The sequence below is a fragment of the Herbaspirillum sp. Her2 genome (assembly GCF_057961375.1).
This window is the reverse complement of record NZ_CM176331.1, coordinates 314,589-329,101: the sequence shown is the minus strand read 5'-3', so window position 1 is coordinate 329,101 and position 14,513 is coordinate 314,589. Positions and strand designations below refer to the sequence as shown.

General features: G+C 63.5%; 16 protein-coding genes. 7 read left to right on the top strand and 9 right to left on the bottom strand.

Features of this window, described 5'->3' with window-relative positions; genetic code table 11:
- Window positions 1-44: 44 nt before the first annotated feature.
- The 5 genes from ACWHXP_RS01475 to ugpQ all read right to left on the bottom strand — a co-directional run bounded on the left by ACWHXP_RS01475 (window position 45) and on the right by ugpQ (window position 5,204).
- On the bottom strand, window positions 45-281 hold the full coding sequence (locus tag ACWHXP_RS01475; protein ID WP_013235553.1) for a sulfurtransferase TusA family protein: 237 nt from the start codon (window positions 279-281) through the stop codon (window positions 45-47).
- A gap of 156 nt (window positions 282-437) precedes the next feature.
- Entirely contained in the window at window positions 438-992 is a 555-nt protein-coding gene (locus ACWHXP_RS01470) for an NUDIX domain-containing protein (RefSeq protein WP_489623638.1), read from the bottom strand.
- A 27-nt stretch (window positions 993-1,019) separates the two neighbouring features.
- A complete protein-coding gene (alaS, locus tag ACWHXP_RS01465) occupies window positions 1,020-3,644 on the bottom strand; it encodes an alanine--tRNA ligase (RefSeq protein WP_489634644.1) in 2,625 nt (874 codons plus the stop codon).
- Window positions 3,645-3,985: 341 nt separating this feature from the next.
- Window positions 3,986-4,204, bottom strand: coding sequence for a hypothetical protein (locus ACWHXP_RS01460; RefSeq protein WP_039784299.1), 219 nt, complete (start codon window positions 4,202-4,204; stop codon window positions 3,986-3,988).
- A 256-nt stretch (window positions 4,205-4,460) separates the two neighbouring features.
- Window positions 4,461-5,204, bottom strand: coding sequence for a glycerophosphodiester phosphodiesterase (gene ugpQ / locus ACWHXP_RS01455; RefSeq protein ID WP_489623639.1), 744 nt, complete (start codon window positions 5,202-5,204; stop codon window positions 4,461-4,463).
- A 185-nt stretch (window positions 5,205-5,389) separates the two neighbouring features.
- On the opposite strand from ugpQ, the gene ACWHXP_RS01450 reads away from it, so the two are divergent.
- From ACWHXP_RS01450 to ACWHXP_RS01440, 3 genes are read left to right on the top strand one after another with little or no spacing between them, the layout of a single operon-like run.
- On the top strand, window positions 5,390-5,701 hold the full coding sequence (locus ACWHXP_RS01450) for a 2TM domain-containing protein (RefSeq protein ID WP_121043360.1): 312 nt from the start codon (window positions 5,390-5,392) through the stop codon (window positions 5,699-5,701).
- Window positions 5,702-5,750: 49 nt separating this feature from the next.
- Window positions 5,751-6,896, top strand: a complete 1,146-nt coding sequence (locus tag ACWHXP_RS01445) for a sensor histidine kinase (protein WP_121043363.1) — start codon at window positions 5,751-5,753, stop codon at window positions 6,894-6,896.
- A gap of 29 nt (window positions 6,897-6,925) precedes the next feature.
- Complete coding sequence (locus tag ACWHXP_RS01440; protein ID WP_489623640.1) at window positions 6,926-7,726, top strand: LytR/AlgR family response regulator transcription factor; 801 nt, start codon at window positions 6,926-6,928, stop codon at window positions 7,724-7,726.
- An 18-nt stretch (window positions 7,727-7,744) separates the two neighbouring features.
- Here ACWHXP_RS01440 and ACWHXP_RS01435 read toward each other — a convergent pair whose 3' ends face one another.
- Window positions 7,745-7,885, bottom strand: a complete 141-nt coding sequence (locus ACWHXP_RS01435; protein WP_008331432.1) for a hypothetical protein — start codon at window positions 7,883-7,885, stop codon at window positions 7,745-7,747.
- Window positions 7,886-8,153: 268 nt separating this feature from the next.
- On the opposite strand from ACWHXP_RS01435, the gene ACWHXP_RS01430 reads away from it, so the two are divergent.
- Entirely contained in the window at window positions 8,154-9,905 is a 1,752-nt protein-coding gene (locus ACWHXP_RS01430; protein WP_343726113.1) for a glutamine--tRNA ligase/YqeY domain fusion protein, read from the top strand.
- A gap of 152 nt (window positions 9,906-10,057) precedes the next feature.
- On the top strand, window positions 10,058-10,420 hold the full coding sequence (locus ACWHXP_RS01425; protein ID WP_039784286.1) for a hypothetical protein: 363 nt from the start codon (window positions 10,058-10,060) through the stop codon (window positions 10,418-10,420).
- Between the two features lie 37 nt (window positions 10,421-10,457).
- On the opposite strand, the gene ACWHXP_RS01420 is transcribed toward ACWHXP_RS01425, so the two are convergent.
- From ACWHXP_RS01420 to ACWHXP_RS01410, 3 genes are all read right to left on the bottom strand, one after another.
- Window positions 10,458-11,471, bottom strand: coding sequence for a transporter (locus ACWHXP_RS01420; RefSeq protein ID WP_489634645.1), 1,014 nt, complete (start codon window positions 11,469-11,471; stop codon window positions 10,458-10,460).
- A 113-nt stretch (window positions 11,472-11,584) separates the two neighbouring features.
- Window positions 11,585-11,818 (bottom strand): hypothetical protein, encoded by a 234-nt coding sequence (locus ACWHXP_RS01415; protein ID WP_034334477.1) that lies wholly within the window; start codon window positions 11,816-11,818, stop codon window positions 11,585-11,587.
- Between the two features lie 240 nt (window positions 11,819-12,058).
- A complete protein-coding gene (locus tag ACWHXP_RS01410) occupies window positions 12,059-13,354 on the bottom strand; it encodes a solute carrier family 23 protein (protein WP_489634646.1) in 1,296 nt (431 codons plus the stop codon).
- Between the two features lie 298 nt (window positions 13,355-13,652).
- On the opposite strand from ACWHXP_RS01410, the gene ACWHXP_RS01405 reads away from it, so the two are divergent.
- Window positions 13,653-14,069 carry a DUF2721 domain-containing protein gene (locus ACWHXP_RS01405; RefSeq protein WP_204726023.1) on the top strand — a complete coding sequence of 139 codons (417 nt, stop codon included), beginning with the start codon at window positions 13,653-13,655 and terminating at the stop codon, window positions 14,067-14,069.
- 112 nt (window positions 14,070-14,181) lie between these two features.
- Window positions 14,182-14,484: an antibiotic biosynthesis monooxygenase family protein gene (locus ACWHXP_RS01400; RefSeq protein ID WP_034335716.1), complete on the top strand. Its 303-nt coding sequence runs from the start codon at window positions 14,182-14,184 to the stop codon at window positions 14,482-14,484.
- The last annotated feature ends 29 nt before the right edge of the window (window positions 14,485-14,513 follow it).

The following is a 14,513-nucleotide window of genomic DNA, read 5'->3' as shown; positions in this document are numbered from 1 at the left end:
CAATGCTGCCAGCCTGATCTTTCCGGGATGGACAGGGATGCTGCTTATTTGCGCTTCATGAAGAAGATGAACTCGTGTTCATCATTCTGCGATTGCTCCAGCAGATCGTTGCCGGTCTGTTTGGCAAAGGCCTGGAAATCGCGCACCGAACCGGTATCGGTGGCGGTCACCCTGAGCACCTGCCCGCTGGCCATGTCGGCCAGGGCTTTCTTGGTCTTGAGGATGGGCAGCGGACAGTTCAGACCGCGCGCATCAAGTTCCCGGTGAAATTGAATGGCCATTACTTCGACTCAAAATGGATCACGACGAAAACGATTTTACTGCAAAACGCGCCGACTTGATGCATTGCACAAGTTCTGTTGTTTTCACCGCACTAGGCTTGTGCACAAGCAAGAAAATCACGGTCCAAGATGGAACGCTGCGTCTTGACCGCACGCTTATTTCAGGACCTGCGGGGTTTCAATCGGCGTAGACGAACCGGCAAACTCGACATATTGCACCGCCAGTCCACGCTGGCGCATCCAGTCCGCCACCGCATGGCCGGTACCCGCCGGCCAGGGGCGCAGGTCGGCGGGCTCGCTCAGGCGGTATTCCAGCAGCTCCGGCGACAGCTTGATCGTGCCGCTCGCCTTCACGTAATACGCGATGATCAGCTCGTTCTTGCGCATGAATTCATAGACGCCGATCAGTTCGATCTGCTCGGCGTCCAGGTCGGTCTCTTCCTTCAGTTCGCGGGCGATCCCCTGTTCCGGGGTCTCGTCGCGTTCCATGAAACCGGTGATGAGCGCAAAGCGCCCTTCGGCCCAGGCGGCGTTGCGCGCAGTGAGCATCTTGCCGTCGATCTCCACCAGTGCAGCCAGCACCGGCAGGGGGTTGTCCCAATGCGTCCAGTGACCCTCGGGACAGGCCAGCCGGACCTTGCCGGCTTCGCCTTCATCGGCGCGCAGCACAAGCGATGCTGCGCAGACCGGGCAAAACTTGAATTCGCTCATGGGCGCTCCGGGCCAGGGTCTGTGGGATTACAGCTTGGCCTGGACCCAGCCCGCCACGCCTTGCAGCGCGCCCGGCAGGGCTGCCGGCTCGGTGCCGCCGGCCTGGGCCATGTCCGGACGGCCGCCACCCTTGCCGCCCACCTGCTGGGCGACGAAGTTGACCAGTTCACCGGCCTTGACCTTGGAGGTGGCATCGGCAGTGACGCCCGCGATCAGGCTGACCTTGCCATCCTTGACGCTGCCCAGCACGATGGCGGCGGTCTTGAGCTTGTCCTTCAACTTGTCCATGGTCTCGCGCAGGGTGGCGACGTCAGCGCCTTCCAGCGTGGCCGCCAGCACCTTGATGCCGTTGATGTCGACCGCCTGGTTGACCAGCTCGTCGCCCTGGCTGGAGGCCAGCTTGGACTTCAGCGAAGCCAGTTCCTTTTCCAGCGCCTTGACCTGGTCCTGCACCTGGCCGATGCGCGGCAGCAGTTCTTCCGGCTGGGTCTTCAGGGCGGCAGCGGCTTCAGCCACGCGGGTCGAGAGCGACTGCACCAGCGCCAGCGCGCCTTCACCGGTGACGGCTTCGACACGGCGAATGCCGGCGGCGACACCGCCTTCGGAGACGATCTTGAACAGGCCGATGTCACCGGTACGGGTGACGTGGGTCCCGCCGCACAGTTCGGTGGAGGTACCGATGGAGAGCACGCGCACCTGGTCGCCGTACTTCTCGCCGAACAGCGCCATGGCACCTGCTGCAATCGCATCGTCGTAACCCATCAGCTGGGCGCCGGTGGCGACGTTGGCCAGCACTTCGCGGTTGACGATGTCTTCCACGCGGCGGATTTCGTCGGCGGTCATCGGGGCGTTGTGGCTGAAGTCGAAACGGGTCTTGTCGGCATCGACCAGCGAACCCTTCTGCGACACGTGCGAACCCAGCACTTCGCGCAGGGCCTTGTGCATCAGGTGGGTGGCCGAATGGTTGCGCATGGTGCGGGCACGCTGATCGGCATCGACCTTGGCTTCGACGGCGTCGCCGATGGCCAGGCTGCCCTTGATCAGTTGACCGTGATGGCCGAACACCTCGGCCTGGATCTTTTGCGTATCGGCCACGGCAAACAGGCCATTGGCTGCTTCCAGGGCACCGGCGTCGCCGGACTGGCCACCGGATTCAGCATAGAACGGGGTGGTGTCCAGCACCACGATGGCATCCTGGCCGGCCTCGATCTTCTGCACCGGGCTGCCGGCCACGTACAGGGCTACCACCTTGGCCGACTGCGCCAGCGATTCGTAGCCGACGAAGCGGGTCTTGTCGCCGGTGTATTCGATGGCGGCGGCCATCTTGAACTTGCCGGCGGCGCGGGCGGCGCTCTTCTGGCGTTCCATGGCGGCGGTGAAGCCGGCTTCATCCAGCTCGACATTGCGTTCGCGGCAGATGTCGGCGGTCAGGTCCAGCGGGAAGCCGTAGGTGTCGTACAGGGTGAAGGCGGTTTCGCCATCGAGCTTGCTGCTGTTGGCAGCCAGCGCGGCTTCCAGGATCTTCATGCCGTGTTCCAGCGTTTCGCCGAAACGTTCTTCTTCCTGCTTCAGGACCATCTCGACGCGCTCGGCGGCTTCCGGCAGTTCCGGATAGGCTGCGCCCATCTGCACCACCAGGTCCTTGACCAGCTTGTGGAAGAATGGCTTGGTCTGGCCCAGCTTGTGGCCATGACGCAGCGCGCGGCGGATGATGCGGCGCAGGACGTAGCCACGGCCTTCATTACCGGGGATGACGCCGTCAACGATCAGGAAGGAGGTCGCACGAATGTGGTCGGCGATCACGCGCAGCGAGGCGTTGGACAGGTCGCTGATGCCGGTTTCGCGGGCAGCGGCCTTGATCAGTGCCTGGAACAGGTCGATCTCGTAGTTGCTGTGCACGTGCTGCAGGATGGCGGCCAGGCGCTCCAGGCCCATGCCGGTATCCACGCACGGGGCCGGCAGCGGGGTCAGGGTGTATTCGCCGGTGGCCGGATCGAGCTGGCGGTCGAACTGCATGAACACGTTGTTCCAGATCTCGATGTAGCGGTCGCCGTCGGCGTCGGGACTGCCCGGGGGGCCGCCCCAGATGTCCGGACCGTGGTCGTAGAAGATTTCCGAGCAAGGACCGCAAGGGCCGGTCTCGGCCATCTGCCAGAAGTTGTCGGAGGCGTAGGGTGCGCCCTTGTTGTCGCCGATGCGCACCACGCGCTCCGGCGGCAGGCCGATTTCCTTGGTCCAGATGTCGTAGGCTTCATCGTCGGTCTGGTAGACGGTAGCCCACAGCTTGTCGGCCGGCAGGCCATAGACCTGGGTCAGCAGTTCCCAGGCCCACTTCAGCGATTCACGCTTGAAGTAGTCGCCGAAGGACCAGTTGCCCAGCATCTCGAAGAAGGTATGGTGGCGCGCGGTGTAGCCGACGTTTTCCAGGTCGTTGTGCTTGCCGCCGGCGCGCAGGCAGCTCTGCACGGAGGCCGCGCGCACGTAGTTGCGCTTGTCGGTACCCAGGAACACGTCCTTGAACTGAACCATGCCGGAATTGGTGAACAGCAGGGTCGGGTCATTGCCCGGCACCAGGCTGGAGGAACGGACGATGGTGTGTTCTTTGGATTCAAAGAATTTCAGAAACTTGTCGCGAATTTCGGCTGAGTTCATGTTCGAAGACGGATAAATGGGCCTGATGCCGCCGCTAACGCGCAGATCCGGCCCGGATGGGAGTCGGTGCAAAAAACGATTGCGAACCGATGATTATACGTGATCCCGGCCCGGATACGCAGGCTTGCCCGCCCCGCCGCAACGCCTTGCCAGCCCGGCCGGCAGCAGTGCGCTGCAGGCGAAAAAAAACCCGCCGGGAAAAATCCCCGCGGGTTACAGGCCCGGCTGACCCGGCATGGCGCGCTAATTTGCGCCGCCGGACCTTAACTGCGTCAGCCGAACCTTCCGGTAAAAACAAGTGCGGGCCACGCTGTGCGGTCCGCCACCAGAAGACCGGACGATCAGGCGCCCTTGTTGGCCGGCACCGGATTGTTCTTCTTGGCCTTCTTGTGCTTGTGCTTCTTGGCCTTCTTCGCATGCTTCTTGTGCTTCTTGTGAGCAGGCTTGGCAGCCGGGGCTTCAGCGGCGGGAGCGCCAGCCGGAGCCGGTGCGGGCTGGGCCAGGACCGGCATGGCGAAGGCGGCGACGAGTACGGCAGCCAGCAGTTTGTTGATCTTCATCGTTTTCCTCTATCTCTCAGTGTTGTGTGCTTCCACAAGTCCACCGGCGTGCTCACGGGCGCCGGCCTTGTGCTTCCTTAACGCAAGATTTTCGCGACGCGTTGACAACAACTGTCGACTGCCCTCCAGTTATTGTTGTCCGCATGCAAATCATATCTAGCGTGTGAGGATTCAGTCCGCCGGTAAGAGCGTAATTTGCCATTCATTTCCACGCTGCGCGATATGAACAATGCGGGCAGCGTGGGGGTGTCGTGGCTTACCAGGCGTCGGCCGCGATGAGATCGATGCGATCGGTGCAGAAGGCATCCACGCCCCACTGGCGGATTTCCTCGGCGCGCGCCATGTCGTTGACGGTGTAGCAGAAGAGGCCATAGCCCGCCGTCTTCACGGCAGCCGCCAGGGCCGGAGTGAGGTGCTTGTGATTGGTGTGCAGGGCCACGGCCTGCAGCTTTTCCAAGCACGCCTGCCAGTCCTCGGGAATCACATCCACCAGGTAACCACGCGGCAGGGCGGGCGCCGCTTCCTTGGCCGCCAGCAGCGCCTCGAAGGAGAACGAGGACAAGACCGGCAGTGCCGCCCCGCTCTTGCCTGCGAAGCGCCGCGCCACGGCCTGGGCGGTCAGCTCACCGGTACGGCGCGCGAATTCGGCGGCGGCGGGCTTGATCTCGACGTTCATCCAGATCCCTTCGGCCAGGCAGAAATCCAGCCCCTGCTCCAGCGTGCAGAGGCGTTCCCCGGCGAAGCGCGCATCCAGCCAGGCACCGGCTTCCAGGTCGCGCAGCTCGGCCCAGTCGCTCTCGGCGATCTTGCCGGCCCCGGGCAGGGTACGTCCGCGCTGCGGGTCGTGCATCAGGATGGGGACTTCGTCGCGGGTGAGCATGACGTCGAATTCGGCGGCGCGATAGCCGTGTTCCAGGCCGCAGCGAAAGCCGGCCAGGGTGTTTTCCGGTGCCAGGGTGCCGCCGCCGCGATGGGCGAGGATGCGGGGATAGGGCCACATGATGTTCTCTCCGAGGGTAGGCCTTGCAGAAGGATCAAGGCGATCGGCGCATAAGGTAGAGCAGATCACGCCGCGCCACAAGCCGTTGGCACCCGCCAGAATGCCGCCCGTCGCAAGTGGCTCGCCGGAGCCGGCGCGGCGGCGCATGCTTGCGCCATCGTTCACCCCACCACTGCGAGGCCATCATGCGCGACACTGCCCCCTCCTCCCTTTCTGACCAGAATCTTCATATGACCGCTGCCTCGCCCGAGGAGCTGGCCCATGCCGAGCGGCGGGTAGCGCGCCAGGTCGGCTTTTTCCATCATTTCGGCATTTACCTGGCGGTCAACACCGGCCTGATCCTGTTGAACCTGATGGGCCAGCACCGCCACTGGTGGAGCCTGGGGCCTCTCCTTGGCTGGGGAATCGGGGTACTATTCCACGCCTTGAGCGTATTCGGGCGTTTTCCCGCCGGCTGGAAGCAGGCGCTGATCGCCCGTGAACTGCGCCGCCGCTAAAGAGAGCCCGGTACGCCGGGCCGCTTGCTTGCTTCATCCCTGGAAACGCATGACCCAACACGATACCGCCCTTCCGCCCCGCCTGATCGTCCTGCTGCGCCAGCTGGCGCTGGCCTTGCTGCCCACGCTGGTCATCAACCTGCTGTGCGCGCTGGCCGTGACTTACCTGATGCGCATCGGCGGTACGTTCTACGAAAACCTGCAGGTCTCGATGTGCATCGGCCTGCTGGCCATGCTGCTCATCAACGGCACGCGGCTGGCGATCTGGGGCGATGGCGAGCCCAACAAGCTGGGCTTCCTCGCCATCATCGCCGTGATGGCCCCGCTGGCTGTGCTGCTGGGGCGCATCCTGGCCAGCCTGCTGATGGACCAGCCCATCCTCAACATGGTCCCCGAGCAGAGCGACAACATCATTGCTGTGATCGTGCTGACCTTCCTGGTGTGCTTCGGCGCTACCGTCTTTTTCTGGAACCGCCAGAAGATGGCCGCCCTGCAAGCCCACGCCAGCCAGGTCGAAAAGCAGGCTGTGCAGGCGCAACTGCAGATGCTGCAGGCCCAGATCGAACCGCACATGCTCTTCAACACGCTGGCCACGCTGCAGTCGCTGATCAGCACCGATCCGCTGCAGGCCGAGCTGATGCTGAACCAGCTGGTGCACTACCTGCGCACGACCTTGTCGGCCTCGCGGGCCGACAGCACCTCGCTGCAAAAGGAATTCGACCTCATCAAGGCCTACCTGGGACTGATGTCGCTGCGCATGGGGCTGCGCCTTTCCTACACCCTGCAACTGCCGGAACACCTGGGCAAGCTGCGCCTGGCCCCGATGCTGCTGCAGCCGCTGGTGGAAAACGCCATCAAGCATGGCCTGGAGCCCAAGGTGGCCGGCGGCAACTGCACCGTGCGGGCCGCGGTGCACAACGACATGCTGGTCTTGAGCGTGCTCGATACCGGCGTCGGCCTGCCCACCAGCGTGAGCCTGAACCAGCCGCCCGCCCAGAAGGAACCGGTGATCGGCATGCACTTCGGGCTGGACAACATCCGCGAGCGCCTGGTGACACTCTACGGCCCGCTGGCCGAACTCATCATCACCCACAACGTACCAGCCGGCGCGATGGCGCAGATCACCATCCCGCTCAAGGCCCTCAAGGCGGCGCACCGCAGCAGCAAGAACACGCGCCTGCTGGATCATCATTGAGTCCCCTGCCGCTTTGTCCGGAGTCCACGATGGCCGCGCCCACTGCCCTGATCGCCGAAGACGAACCCCTGCTGGCCAATGCCCTGCGCCAGGCCCTGGCGCGCTGCTGGCCTGATCTGCCCGCGCCGCACCTGGCCGCCAATGGCGATGAAGCGCTGGAACAGGCGCTGGCCCTGCTGCCGGATGTGCTGTTCCTGGATATCAAGATGCCCGGCCGCAGCGGGCTGGAGGTGGCCGCCGACCTGGCCGAGGAGTGGCCTGCCGGGCGGGCCTTCCCGCTCATCGTCTTCGTGACGGCCTATGACGACTACGCCCTGCAAGCCTTCGAGCGGGCAGCCATCGATTACCTGCTCAAGCCGGTCAGCCAGGACCGCCTCGCGGTGACGGTGGCGCGCCTGCAAGCGCTGCTGGCCCAGCGCGCCGCCAGCAACCAGGACAGCCATCTGGAACGCGCGCTGGCGCAGCTGCGTGCGCTGTCCGCGCCCGCCGTGGAAGACGCGCCGCCCCGGCTGGACTACATCCGTGCGGCGGTCGGCAACAAGGTGAAGTTGATTCCGGTGGACGAGGTGATCTATTTCGAAGCCACCGACAAGTATGTGAATGTGGTCAGCGCCGAGGGCAGCGCGCTGATCCGGACCAGCCTGCGGGAATTGATCCCCCAGCTCGATGGCCGCCAGTTCTGGCAGATCCATCGCGGCACCGTGGTCCAGGTGCGGCAGATCCAGGCGGCGCTGCGGGAGGAGAGCGGCAAGCTCTTCGTGACCCTGCGCGACCGCCCGGAGAAACTGGCGGTCAGCCGCCTGTTCGCCCATCTGTTCAGGCAGATGTAGGCCATCCCTCCTCAGCCATCAGCGGCCATAGTAATAACCGGGTCCGTAATAAGGACGGTAGTAATGCGGCTGCGGCGGGCCCACCGGCACCACCACGCAGGCCGACAGCGTGGCGGCGGCCACCGCAGCGGCGACGATCAGCTTGATCCAACGGCTCATGATGCACTCCTTGTGTTTTGGCGTTTTTGTTCACTGCGCCCGGCGGGATGCCAGGCCACGCTCGCAGAGTGCCAGCCGCCATGCCTGACAGGTAATGCATGGGCGTATCTTCTGTAACAAGACCTGGTAAAAAAGCTTCATATCGGCTCCAGCCGCCTTGCCAACGAGCAAAAATTCCCGCAGGAACGGCCGCAACGCCCGTGGAACCGGGCAGCTGCGGTAAAATGCTTGCCATCTGAATAAACAGGCATTCCTCCCGATTCATCCCATGAGCAACGAACTGAAAAACGGTCACACCCCTGCCCCCTCCACCAATTTCCTGCGCGGCATCATCGAATCCGACCTGGTCTCGGGTACTTATGCCGAACGCAACAGCCAGGATGGCGAGGCCCTGCCGCAGGTGGTCACCCGTTTTCCGCCCGAGCCGAACGGCTACCTGCACATCGGCCACGCCAAGTCGATCTGCCTGAACTTCGGCCTGGCCGCTGACTACGCCGGCCGCTGCCACATGCGTTTCGACGACACCAACCCGGAGAAGGAAGAACAGGAATACGTCGACACCATCCTGGACTCGGTCAAGTGGCTGGGCTTCTCCTGGGAGCATGAAGGCAAGTCGCACCTGTACTACGCCAGCAATTATTTCGATGTCATGTACGCCTGTGCCCAGGCCCTGATCCGCAAGGGCCTGGCCTATGTGGACGAGCAAAACGCCGAACAGATGCGCGAAAACCGCGGCACCCTGACCGAACCCGGCAAGGATTCGCCGTGGCGCGACCGTCCGGCAGAGGAGTCGCTGCGCCTGTTCGAGGAAATGCGCGACGGCAAGCATCCGGACGGCTCCATGATCCTGCGCGCCAGGATCGACATGGCCAGCCCCAACATGAACCTGCGCGATCCGGCCATCTACCGCATCCGCCACGCCACCCACCACAACACCGGCGACAAGTGGCGCGTGTACCCGATGTACACCTTTGCGCATCCCATCGAAGATGCGCTGGAAAACATTTCGCACTCCATCTGCACCCTGGAATTCGAAGATCAGCGCCCCTTCTACGACTGGCTGCTGGAGCACCTGGCCGAAGAAGGTTTCTTCAAAAAGCCGCTGCCGCATCAATATGAATTCGCCCGCCTCAATCTGACCTACATCATCACCAGCAAGCGCAAGCTGCGCCAGCTGGTGGACGAAAAGATCGTCTCCGGCTGGGATGACCCGCGCATGCCGACCATCGTCGGCCTGCGCCGCCGTGGCTACACGCCCGAAGCGATCCGCCTGATGTGCGACCGCACCGGCGCTTCCAAGAACAACAGCTGGATCGACTTCAGCGTGCTCGAAGGCGCGCTGCGTGAAGACCTCGATCCCAAGGCCCCGCGTGCCGTGGCCGTGCTGCGTCCCCTGAAGCTGATCATCGACAACTTCCCGGAAGGCGTGTCTATCGATTGCAGCGCCCCGGTCTATCCGCCGGCGCATCCGGAACACGACACCGCGCACCGCCACTTCCCGATTACCAAGGAACTGTGGATCGAGCGCGAGGACTTCATGGAAGAACCGACCAAGGGCTACTTCCGCCTCTTCCCCGGCAACAAGGTGCGCCTGCGCTACGGCTACGTGGTCGAATGCACCGGCTGCGACAAGGATGAACACGGCAACGTCATCGCCGTGCACTGCAACTACTTCGAAGACAGCAAGAGCGGCACCGAAGGCAGCTCCAACTACAAGGTCAAGGGCAACCTGCACTGGGTCAGCGCCGAACACGCGCTGGCCACTGAAGTGCGCCTGTACGACCGCCTGTTCTCGGACCCGCATCCGGACGCCGGCGGCAAGGACTTCCTGGCCGCCTTGAATCCGAACTCCAAGGAAGTCATCACCGCCTACCTGGAGCCGACCCTGAAGACCGCCAAGCCCGGCGAGATCTACCAGTTCGAACGCCACGGCTACTTCGTGGCCGACCGCGTCGATTCGACCGAGGGCCAGCCGATCTTCAACCGGGCCGTGACGCTCAAGGACAGCTGGGGCAAGTAAGCCTCAGCGCAGGCAGGACAACACCGGACCCCGTATGGGTCCGGCTGGGGAATACGGCCGCAAGGCCACACGGGCGGCAGTGCGCCAGCCGCCCGTGCCAACGGGATGGCGCAGCTTGATGGCACCGGCCACAAGCGGAGCAAGGGGAACGCATGTTCGAGCAGATCAAGATCCAGCGCCTGTCGATGTCGTCCATCTACAAGCTGCTGGCCGTGGGGACCACGTTTTCGCTGGTGCCGTTTTCGACGCTGATGGGCGTGCTCTCGCTGTTCGGCGCACAGACCATCACCTGGGATGGCAAGCACCTGATCGGCTATGACGGCCTGATCGCCTCGCCCTTCATCGGCCTGTTCCTGTCGGCCTTCATCACCCTCTTCATGGGGACCATGTGCTGTATCGGCCTGTGGCTGTATTCGCTGTGGCGTCCGCTGTCGCTGAAGGTGGAACCGGTGGACAACCTGGACATCGACAAGCTCATTCGCGAGAGCGAAGAGGCCATGGCCACGCGCGACTGAGCAGCCTCGCGCCGGGCCGCCACCGCCCGGCTGCGGATCAGAAAATCTTCATCCACTTCAGGAAGGCCACGGTGGCGACACCGAGGCCGCCCATCAATCCCATCACGATCCAGAACGAGGTCTCGTCATGCAGGCCCGGCAGACCTGCCACGTTCATCCCGAAAATCCCTGACACCAGCGTGGCCGGCATCAACAGCGCGGTCAGGACAGAGAGCGCCATCAGGTTGCGGTTCATCTGCTCCGACATCTGCGAGGCGATCTCTTCCTGCAGCAGCTTGGCGCGTTCATAGACGGCTTCCACGGTGGAATGCAGTTCGTTGAGTTCATCCAGCGCATGGGTCAGGTCTTCCAGCGCCTCGCGCGGCACCCAGGCCGGGCGCAACCGCTGGAACTGGGCCAGGATGCGGCGTTCCGGCGCGATGAAGCGGCGCAGTTCGGCCAGCTGGCGGCGGATGCCGGAGAGCTCGGCACGGTCTTCGGCACGGCGGTCCGAGAGCACCGAGAATTCGATGTCGTCGACCTTGTCGTTGAGCTTGTCCAGACGCGCATTGAAGCCATCAGCCAGGCAGCGCAGCAGCTCGGCGAAGAGATCCATGGGATTGTCGAAGTCGCCGCCGTCGAGCACCTTCTGGCGCAGCATGTTGGTCGAGATCAGCGGCTGGGTACGCAGCGTCAACAGGCGCGTGCGATCCAGGTAGAAGTGCAGCGCGCCCTTCTCGGTGCCGGTGTCGCCGATCTCCATCTTCATATCGGTCAGCGTGCCATAGACCCCCTCGGGGGTGGCATGCAGGCCCGGATGGGTGTCGCTGCTCAACAAGAATTCAGTGATGTACTCGGGAATGTCGCTGTGATGGGCCAGCCATTGCTGGATCTTCACATCGGCGGTCTTGACGTGCAGCCAGGTGAAATCCGGCGCACTCGGATGATAGTCAACAACTTCATTCCAGTTCATCTGGTGCGCATGGCCGTCTTCGAAGCGGAAGGCGCAGATGAATCCGGCCGGCTCATAGAGCAGGTGCAGGGCTTGCGGGGTGTCCGGCGGATTGTGCATGGGCGGGCGGGTCGGGAATGGGCCAGGGGCAATGGACGACCCCGCATTCTAACCACCGGTTTTGACAAATTTGTGACAGCGCCGTGACGGCCGCTGCCCGCCGCCGCGCCGGCTCAGTAATTGAAGTTGCGGTTGCCCCAGGCTTCGCGGGCCGCACCGCAGACCCGGATCTGTTCCTCGTTCATGCCCGAAGTGCCGTTGAGCTGGCACTGGTCGGAGACCGATTTGGCCTCCTCGATGTTCTTGCGGAAATAGGCGTAATCCTTCTTGCCGGCCACGGCGTCACAGGCCGACAGCAAAGGCAGGGCGATGCACAGCAGCGCTGGCAGGCGGAGGGCGGAGTTCATGCGGTGATTCCCCTGAAAGGCGGGCCAGGCCCGCGACAGGCAGCGGCCGGAATGCGCCTCCGGCCGGCCCTTCCCCGGGGCCGTAGCGGCGACGCTGCGCTGCAACGCGACAGAGTATAGACAGCCACTGAGGATTGCTCAACGGAAATCTTCACTCTCCTCAGATAATGGTAGAACAAAAAAGGCCGGTCACCAGGACCGGCCTTGCCGCTGTTGCATCGGCGTCTTGTCAGGATGCAATCATCCGCGACGTTTCAGCAGGGCATGCAGGATGATGGCACCGAAGGTGGCGGTCCCGATGCCACCCAGAGCGAAGCCGCCCATCTTGAGGGTGAAGTCGCCTGCGCCCAGCACCAGCGTGACGGCAGCCACGATCAGGTTGGTATTGTTGGAGAAATCGACCTTGTTCTCGACCCAGATGCGGGCACCCGACACGGTGATGAGACCGAACACCACGATCGACACGCCGCCCAGCACCGCGCCCGGAATGGTCAGGATGACCGCGCCGAACTTGGGCGAAAAGCCCAGCAGGATGGCAATGACAGCCGCCACCACGAAGACCAGGGTGGAGTAGATCTTGGTGACGGCCATCACGCCGATATTCTCGGCGTAGGTGGTCACGCCGGTACCGCCGACGCTGCCCGAGAGCATGGTGGCCAGGCCATCGCCGATGAAGGCGCGGCCGATGTAGCGGTCCAGGTTCTGGCCGGTCATGGCCGAGACGGCCTTGATGTGGCCCAGGTTCTCGGCCACCAGGATGATCGCGACCGGAGCCAACAGTGCCATGGCGCTGCCCTGGAACACGGGAGCCGCGAAGTGCGGCAGGCCGAACCAGGCGGCATTGGCCACGGTGGAAAAGTCGATCGGCTTGCCCAGGCCCATGCCATTGGTCAGCACCGCGTAGAGCACATAGGCCAGCAACAGGCCGATGAGGATCAGCAGGCGCTGCAGCATGCCGCGCGTGAACACCGCCACGAAGCCCACGCACAAGATGGTGGCCAGCGCCATCCAGCTGTCGAAGCTGCTGCCGGAGACGCCCTTGACCGCGATCGGTGCCAGGTTCAGGCCGATCACCGCCACCACCGCGCCGGTCACCACCGGCGGCATCAGGGATTCGATCCAGCGCGTGCCCACGCCGGAGACGATCAGGCCGATCACCGCATACACGGCACCACAGGCGATGATGCCGCCCAGTGCCACGCCGAGGTTGGCGTTGGGGCCGGAGCCGGCATAACCGGTCACGGCAATGACCAGGCCGATGAAGGAAAAGCTCGACCCCAGGTAGCTCGGCACGCGCCCGCCCACCAGCAGGAAGAACAGCAGGGTACCGACGCCCGACATCAGGATCGCCAGGTTGGGATCGAAGCCCATGAGCAGCGGGGCCAGCACGGTCGAGCCGAACATGGCCACCACGTGCTGCACGCCCATGGCCAGCGTCTGCGGCGCAGGCAGCCGCTCATCGGCGGCGATCACGGTCCCCTGGCCGTCGTTGGTGCTTTGGCGCAGCCGCCATTGGGGGAAATACGAACCCGACATGGAGATCCCTTTCGTTGTGGATTTGTTTTGATTTGTACGTGGATGTGGAACGGGGGCTAGTGTATTGAGCGACCGCACAAATAACAATTGCTGCGGCGCTGCCCCGCAAAAAAAATCCGTAAAAGATTTCGGCCGCCCGGCGCGCTGCTGCCCGGCGGTGCAAAAAGCGCGACTGCACCAGGCTGGCGCCCCAAAACAGACCGCCCGTTTGCGCAAACGCCGGCGACCGTTCCTGGGCATGTTTCTTGCGCCTCGGGAGAGGTTAGAATCACGTCCCCGATTGTTCCTTGCCATGTCGATGATCAACCTCACCACCCCTGCCCTGCTGTTTCCCGCGACCTCGCTGTTGCTGCTGGCCTATACCAACCGCTTCCTGGTGCTGGCGCAGCTGATCCGCAACCTGCAGAACCAGGGCCAGAACGATGAACGCGGGCTGGTGATCCGGCAGATCCTCAATCTCAGGAAACGCATCGTACTGACCCGCTACATGCAGGCGCTGGGGGTCTCCAGCTTCATCATGTGCGCCGTCTCGATGTACCTGATCTTCGTCGACTTCAATCGCTGGGCCGAGGTGTTCTTCGGCATCAGCCTGATGCTGCTGGTGGCATCGCTGCTGGTGTCGCTGTGGGAAATCATGATCAGTACGCGCGCCATCGAGATCACGCTGGAAGACATGGCGCAGAAACTGGAGAAGCGCGACATCCTGGTCGAGTGAAAGCTTTTCAGGCAGGGTTCAATTCCGTTGAACGCCCGCTTCGGACGAACATGTGATAATCGAGCCGCCCGGTGTGTGCCGGGCACCCCTCGACTATGCACTGGAGACCTACATGATCCTGGAACTGGCGGACATCCGCATCCAACCCGGCAAGCAAGCAGAATTCGACGAAGCCATCCAGCGCGGCCTGGCGCAGACCATCAGCAAGGCACGCGGCTATCTCGGCCACAAGGTCCAGAAAGGCATCGAATCGCCCGAGCGCTACCTGCTCATGGTGTACTGGGCCACCCTGGAAAACCATACCGTGGATTTCCGTGAATCGCCCGCCTTCACCGAATGGCGCGGCATCGTCGGTCCCTTCTTCGCAGGTGCGCCGGTGGTGGAACACTTCGCGCTGCTGACCGAATCCGCGTAAGACCGATGTGCGCTGACCGCGCCCGCCGA

Excerpts from the sequence above, each read along its gene's own strand:
- ACWHXP_RS01420 (WP_489634645.1), bottom strand. The coding sequence starts at position 11,471 with ATGCACAATCCGCCGGACACCCCGCAAGCCCTGCACCTGCTCTATGAG.
- ACWHXP_RS01400 (WP_034335716.1), top strand. The coding sequence starts at position 14,182 with ATGATCCTGGAACTGGCGGACATCCGCATCCAACCCGGCAAGCAAGCA.
- ACWHXP_RS01410 (WP_489634646.1), bottom strand. The coding sequence starts at position 13,354 with ATGTCGGGTTCGTATTTCCCCCAATGGCGGCTGCGCCAAAGCACCAAC.
- ACWHXP_RS01430 (WP_343726113.1), top strand. The coding sequence starts at position 8,154 with ATGAGCAACGAACTGAAAAACGGTCACACCCCTGCCCCCTCCACCAAT.
- ugpQ (WP_489623639.1), bottom strand. The coding sequence starts at position 5,204 with ATGTGGCCCTATCCCCGCATCCTCGCCCATCGCGGCGGCGGCACCCTG.
- alaS (WP_489634644.1), bottom strand. The coding sequence starts at position 3,644 with ATGAACTCAGCCGAAATTCGCGACAAGTTTCTGAAATTCTTTGAATCC.
- ACWHXP_RS01470 (WP_489623638.1), bottom strand. The coding sequence starts at position 992 with ATGAGCGAATTCAAGTTTTGCCCGGTCTGCGCAGCATCGCTTGTGCTG.
- ACWHXP_RS01445 (WP_121043363.1), top strand. The coding sequence starts at position 5,751 with ATGACCCAACACGATACCGCCCTTCCGCCCCGCCTGATCGTCCTGCTG.
- ACWHXP_RS01435 (WP_008331432.1), bottom strand. The coding sequence starts at position 7,885 with ATGAGCCGTTGGATCAAGCTGATCGTCGCCGCTGCGGTGGCCGCCGCC.
- ACWHXP_RS01415 (WP_034334477.1), bottom strand. The coding sequence starts at position 11,818 with ATGAACTCCGCCCTCCGCCTGCCAGCGCTGCTGTGCATCGCCCTGCCT.
- ACWHXP_RS01460 (WP_039784299.1), bottom strand. The coding sequence starts at position 4,204 with ATGAAGATCAACAAACTGCTGGCTGCCGTACTCGTCGCCGCCTTCGCC.
- ACWHXP_RS01475 (WP_013235553.1), bottom strand. The coding sequence starts at position 281 with ATGGCCATTCAATTTCACCGGGAACTTGATGCGCGCGGTCTGAACTGT.
- ACWHXP_RS01440 (WP_489623640.1), top strand. The coding sequence starts at position 6,926 with ATGGCCGCGCCCACTGCCCTGATCGCCGAAGACGAACCCCTGCTGGCC.
- ACWHXP_RS01425 (WP_039784286.1), top strand. The coding sequence starts at position 10,058 with ATGTTCGAGCAGATCAAGATCCAGCGCCTGTCGATGTCGTCCATCTAC.
- ACWHXP_RS01450 (WP_121043360.1), top strand. The coding sequence starts at position 5,390 with ATGCGCGACACTGCCCCCTCCTCCCTTTCTGACCAGAATCTTCATATG.
- ACWHXP_RS01405 (WP_204726023.1), top strand. The coding sequence starts at position 13,653 with ATGATCAACCTCACCACCCCTGCCCTGCTGTTTCCCGCGACCTCGCTG.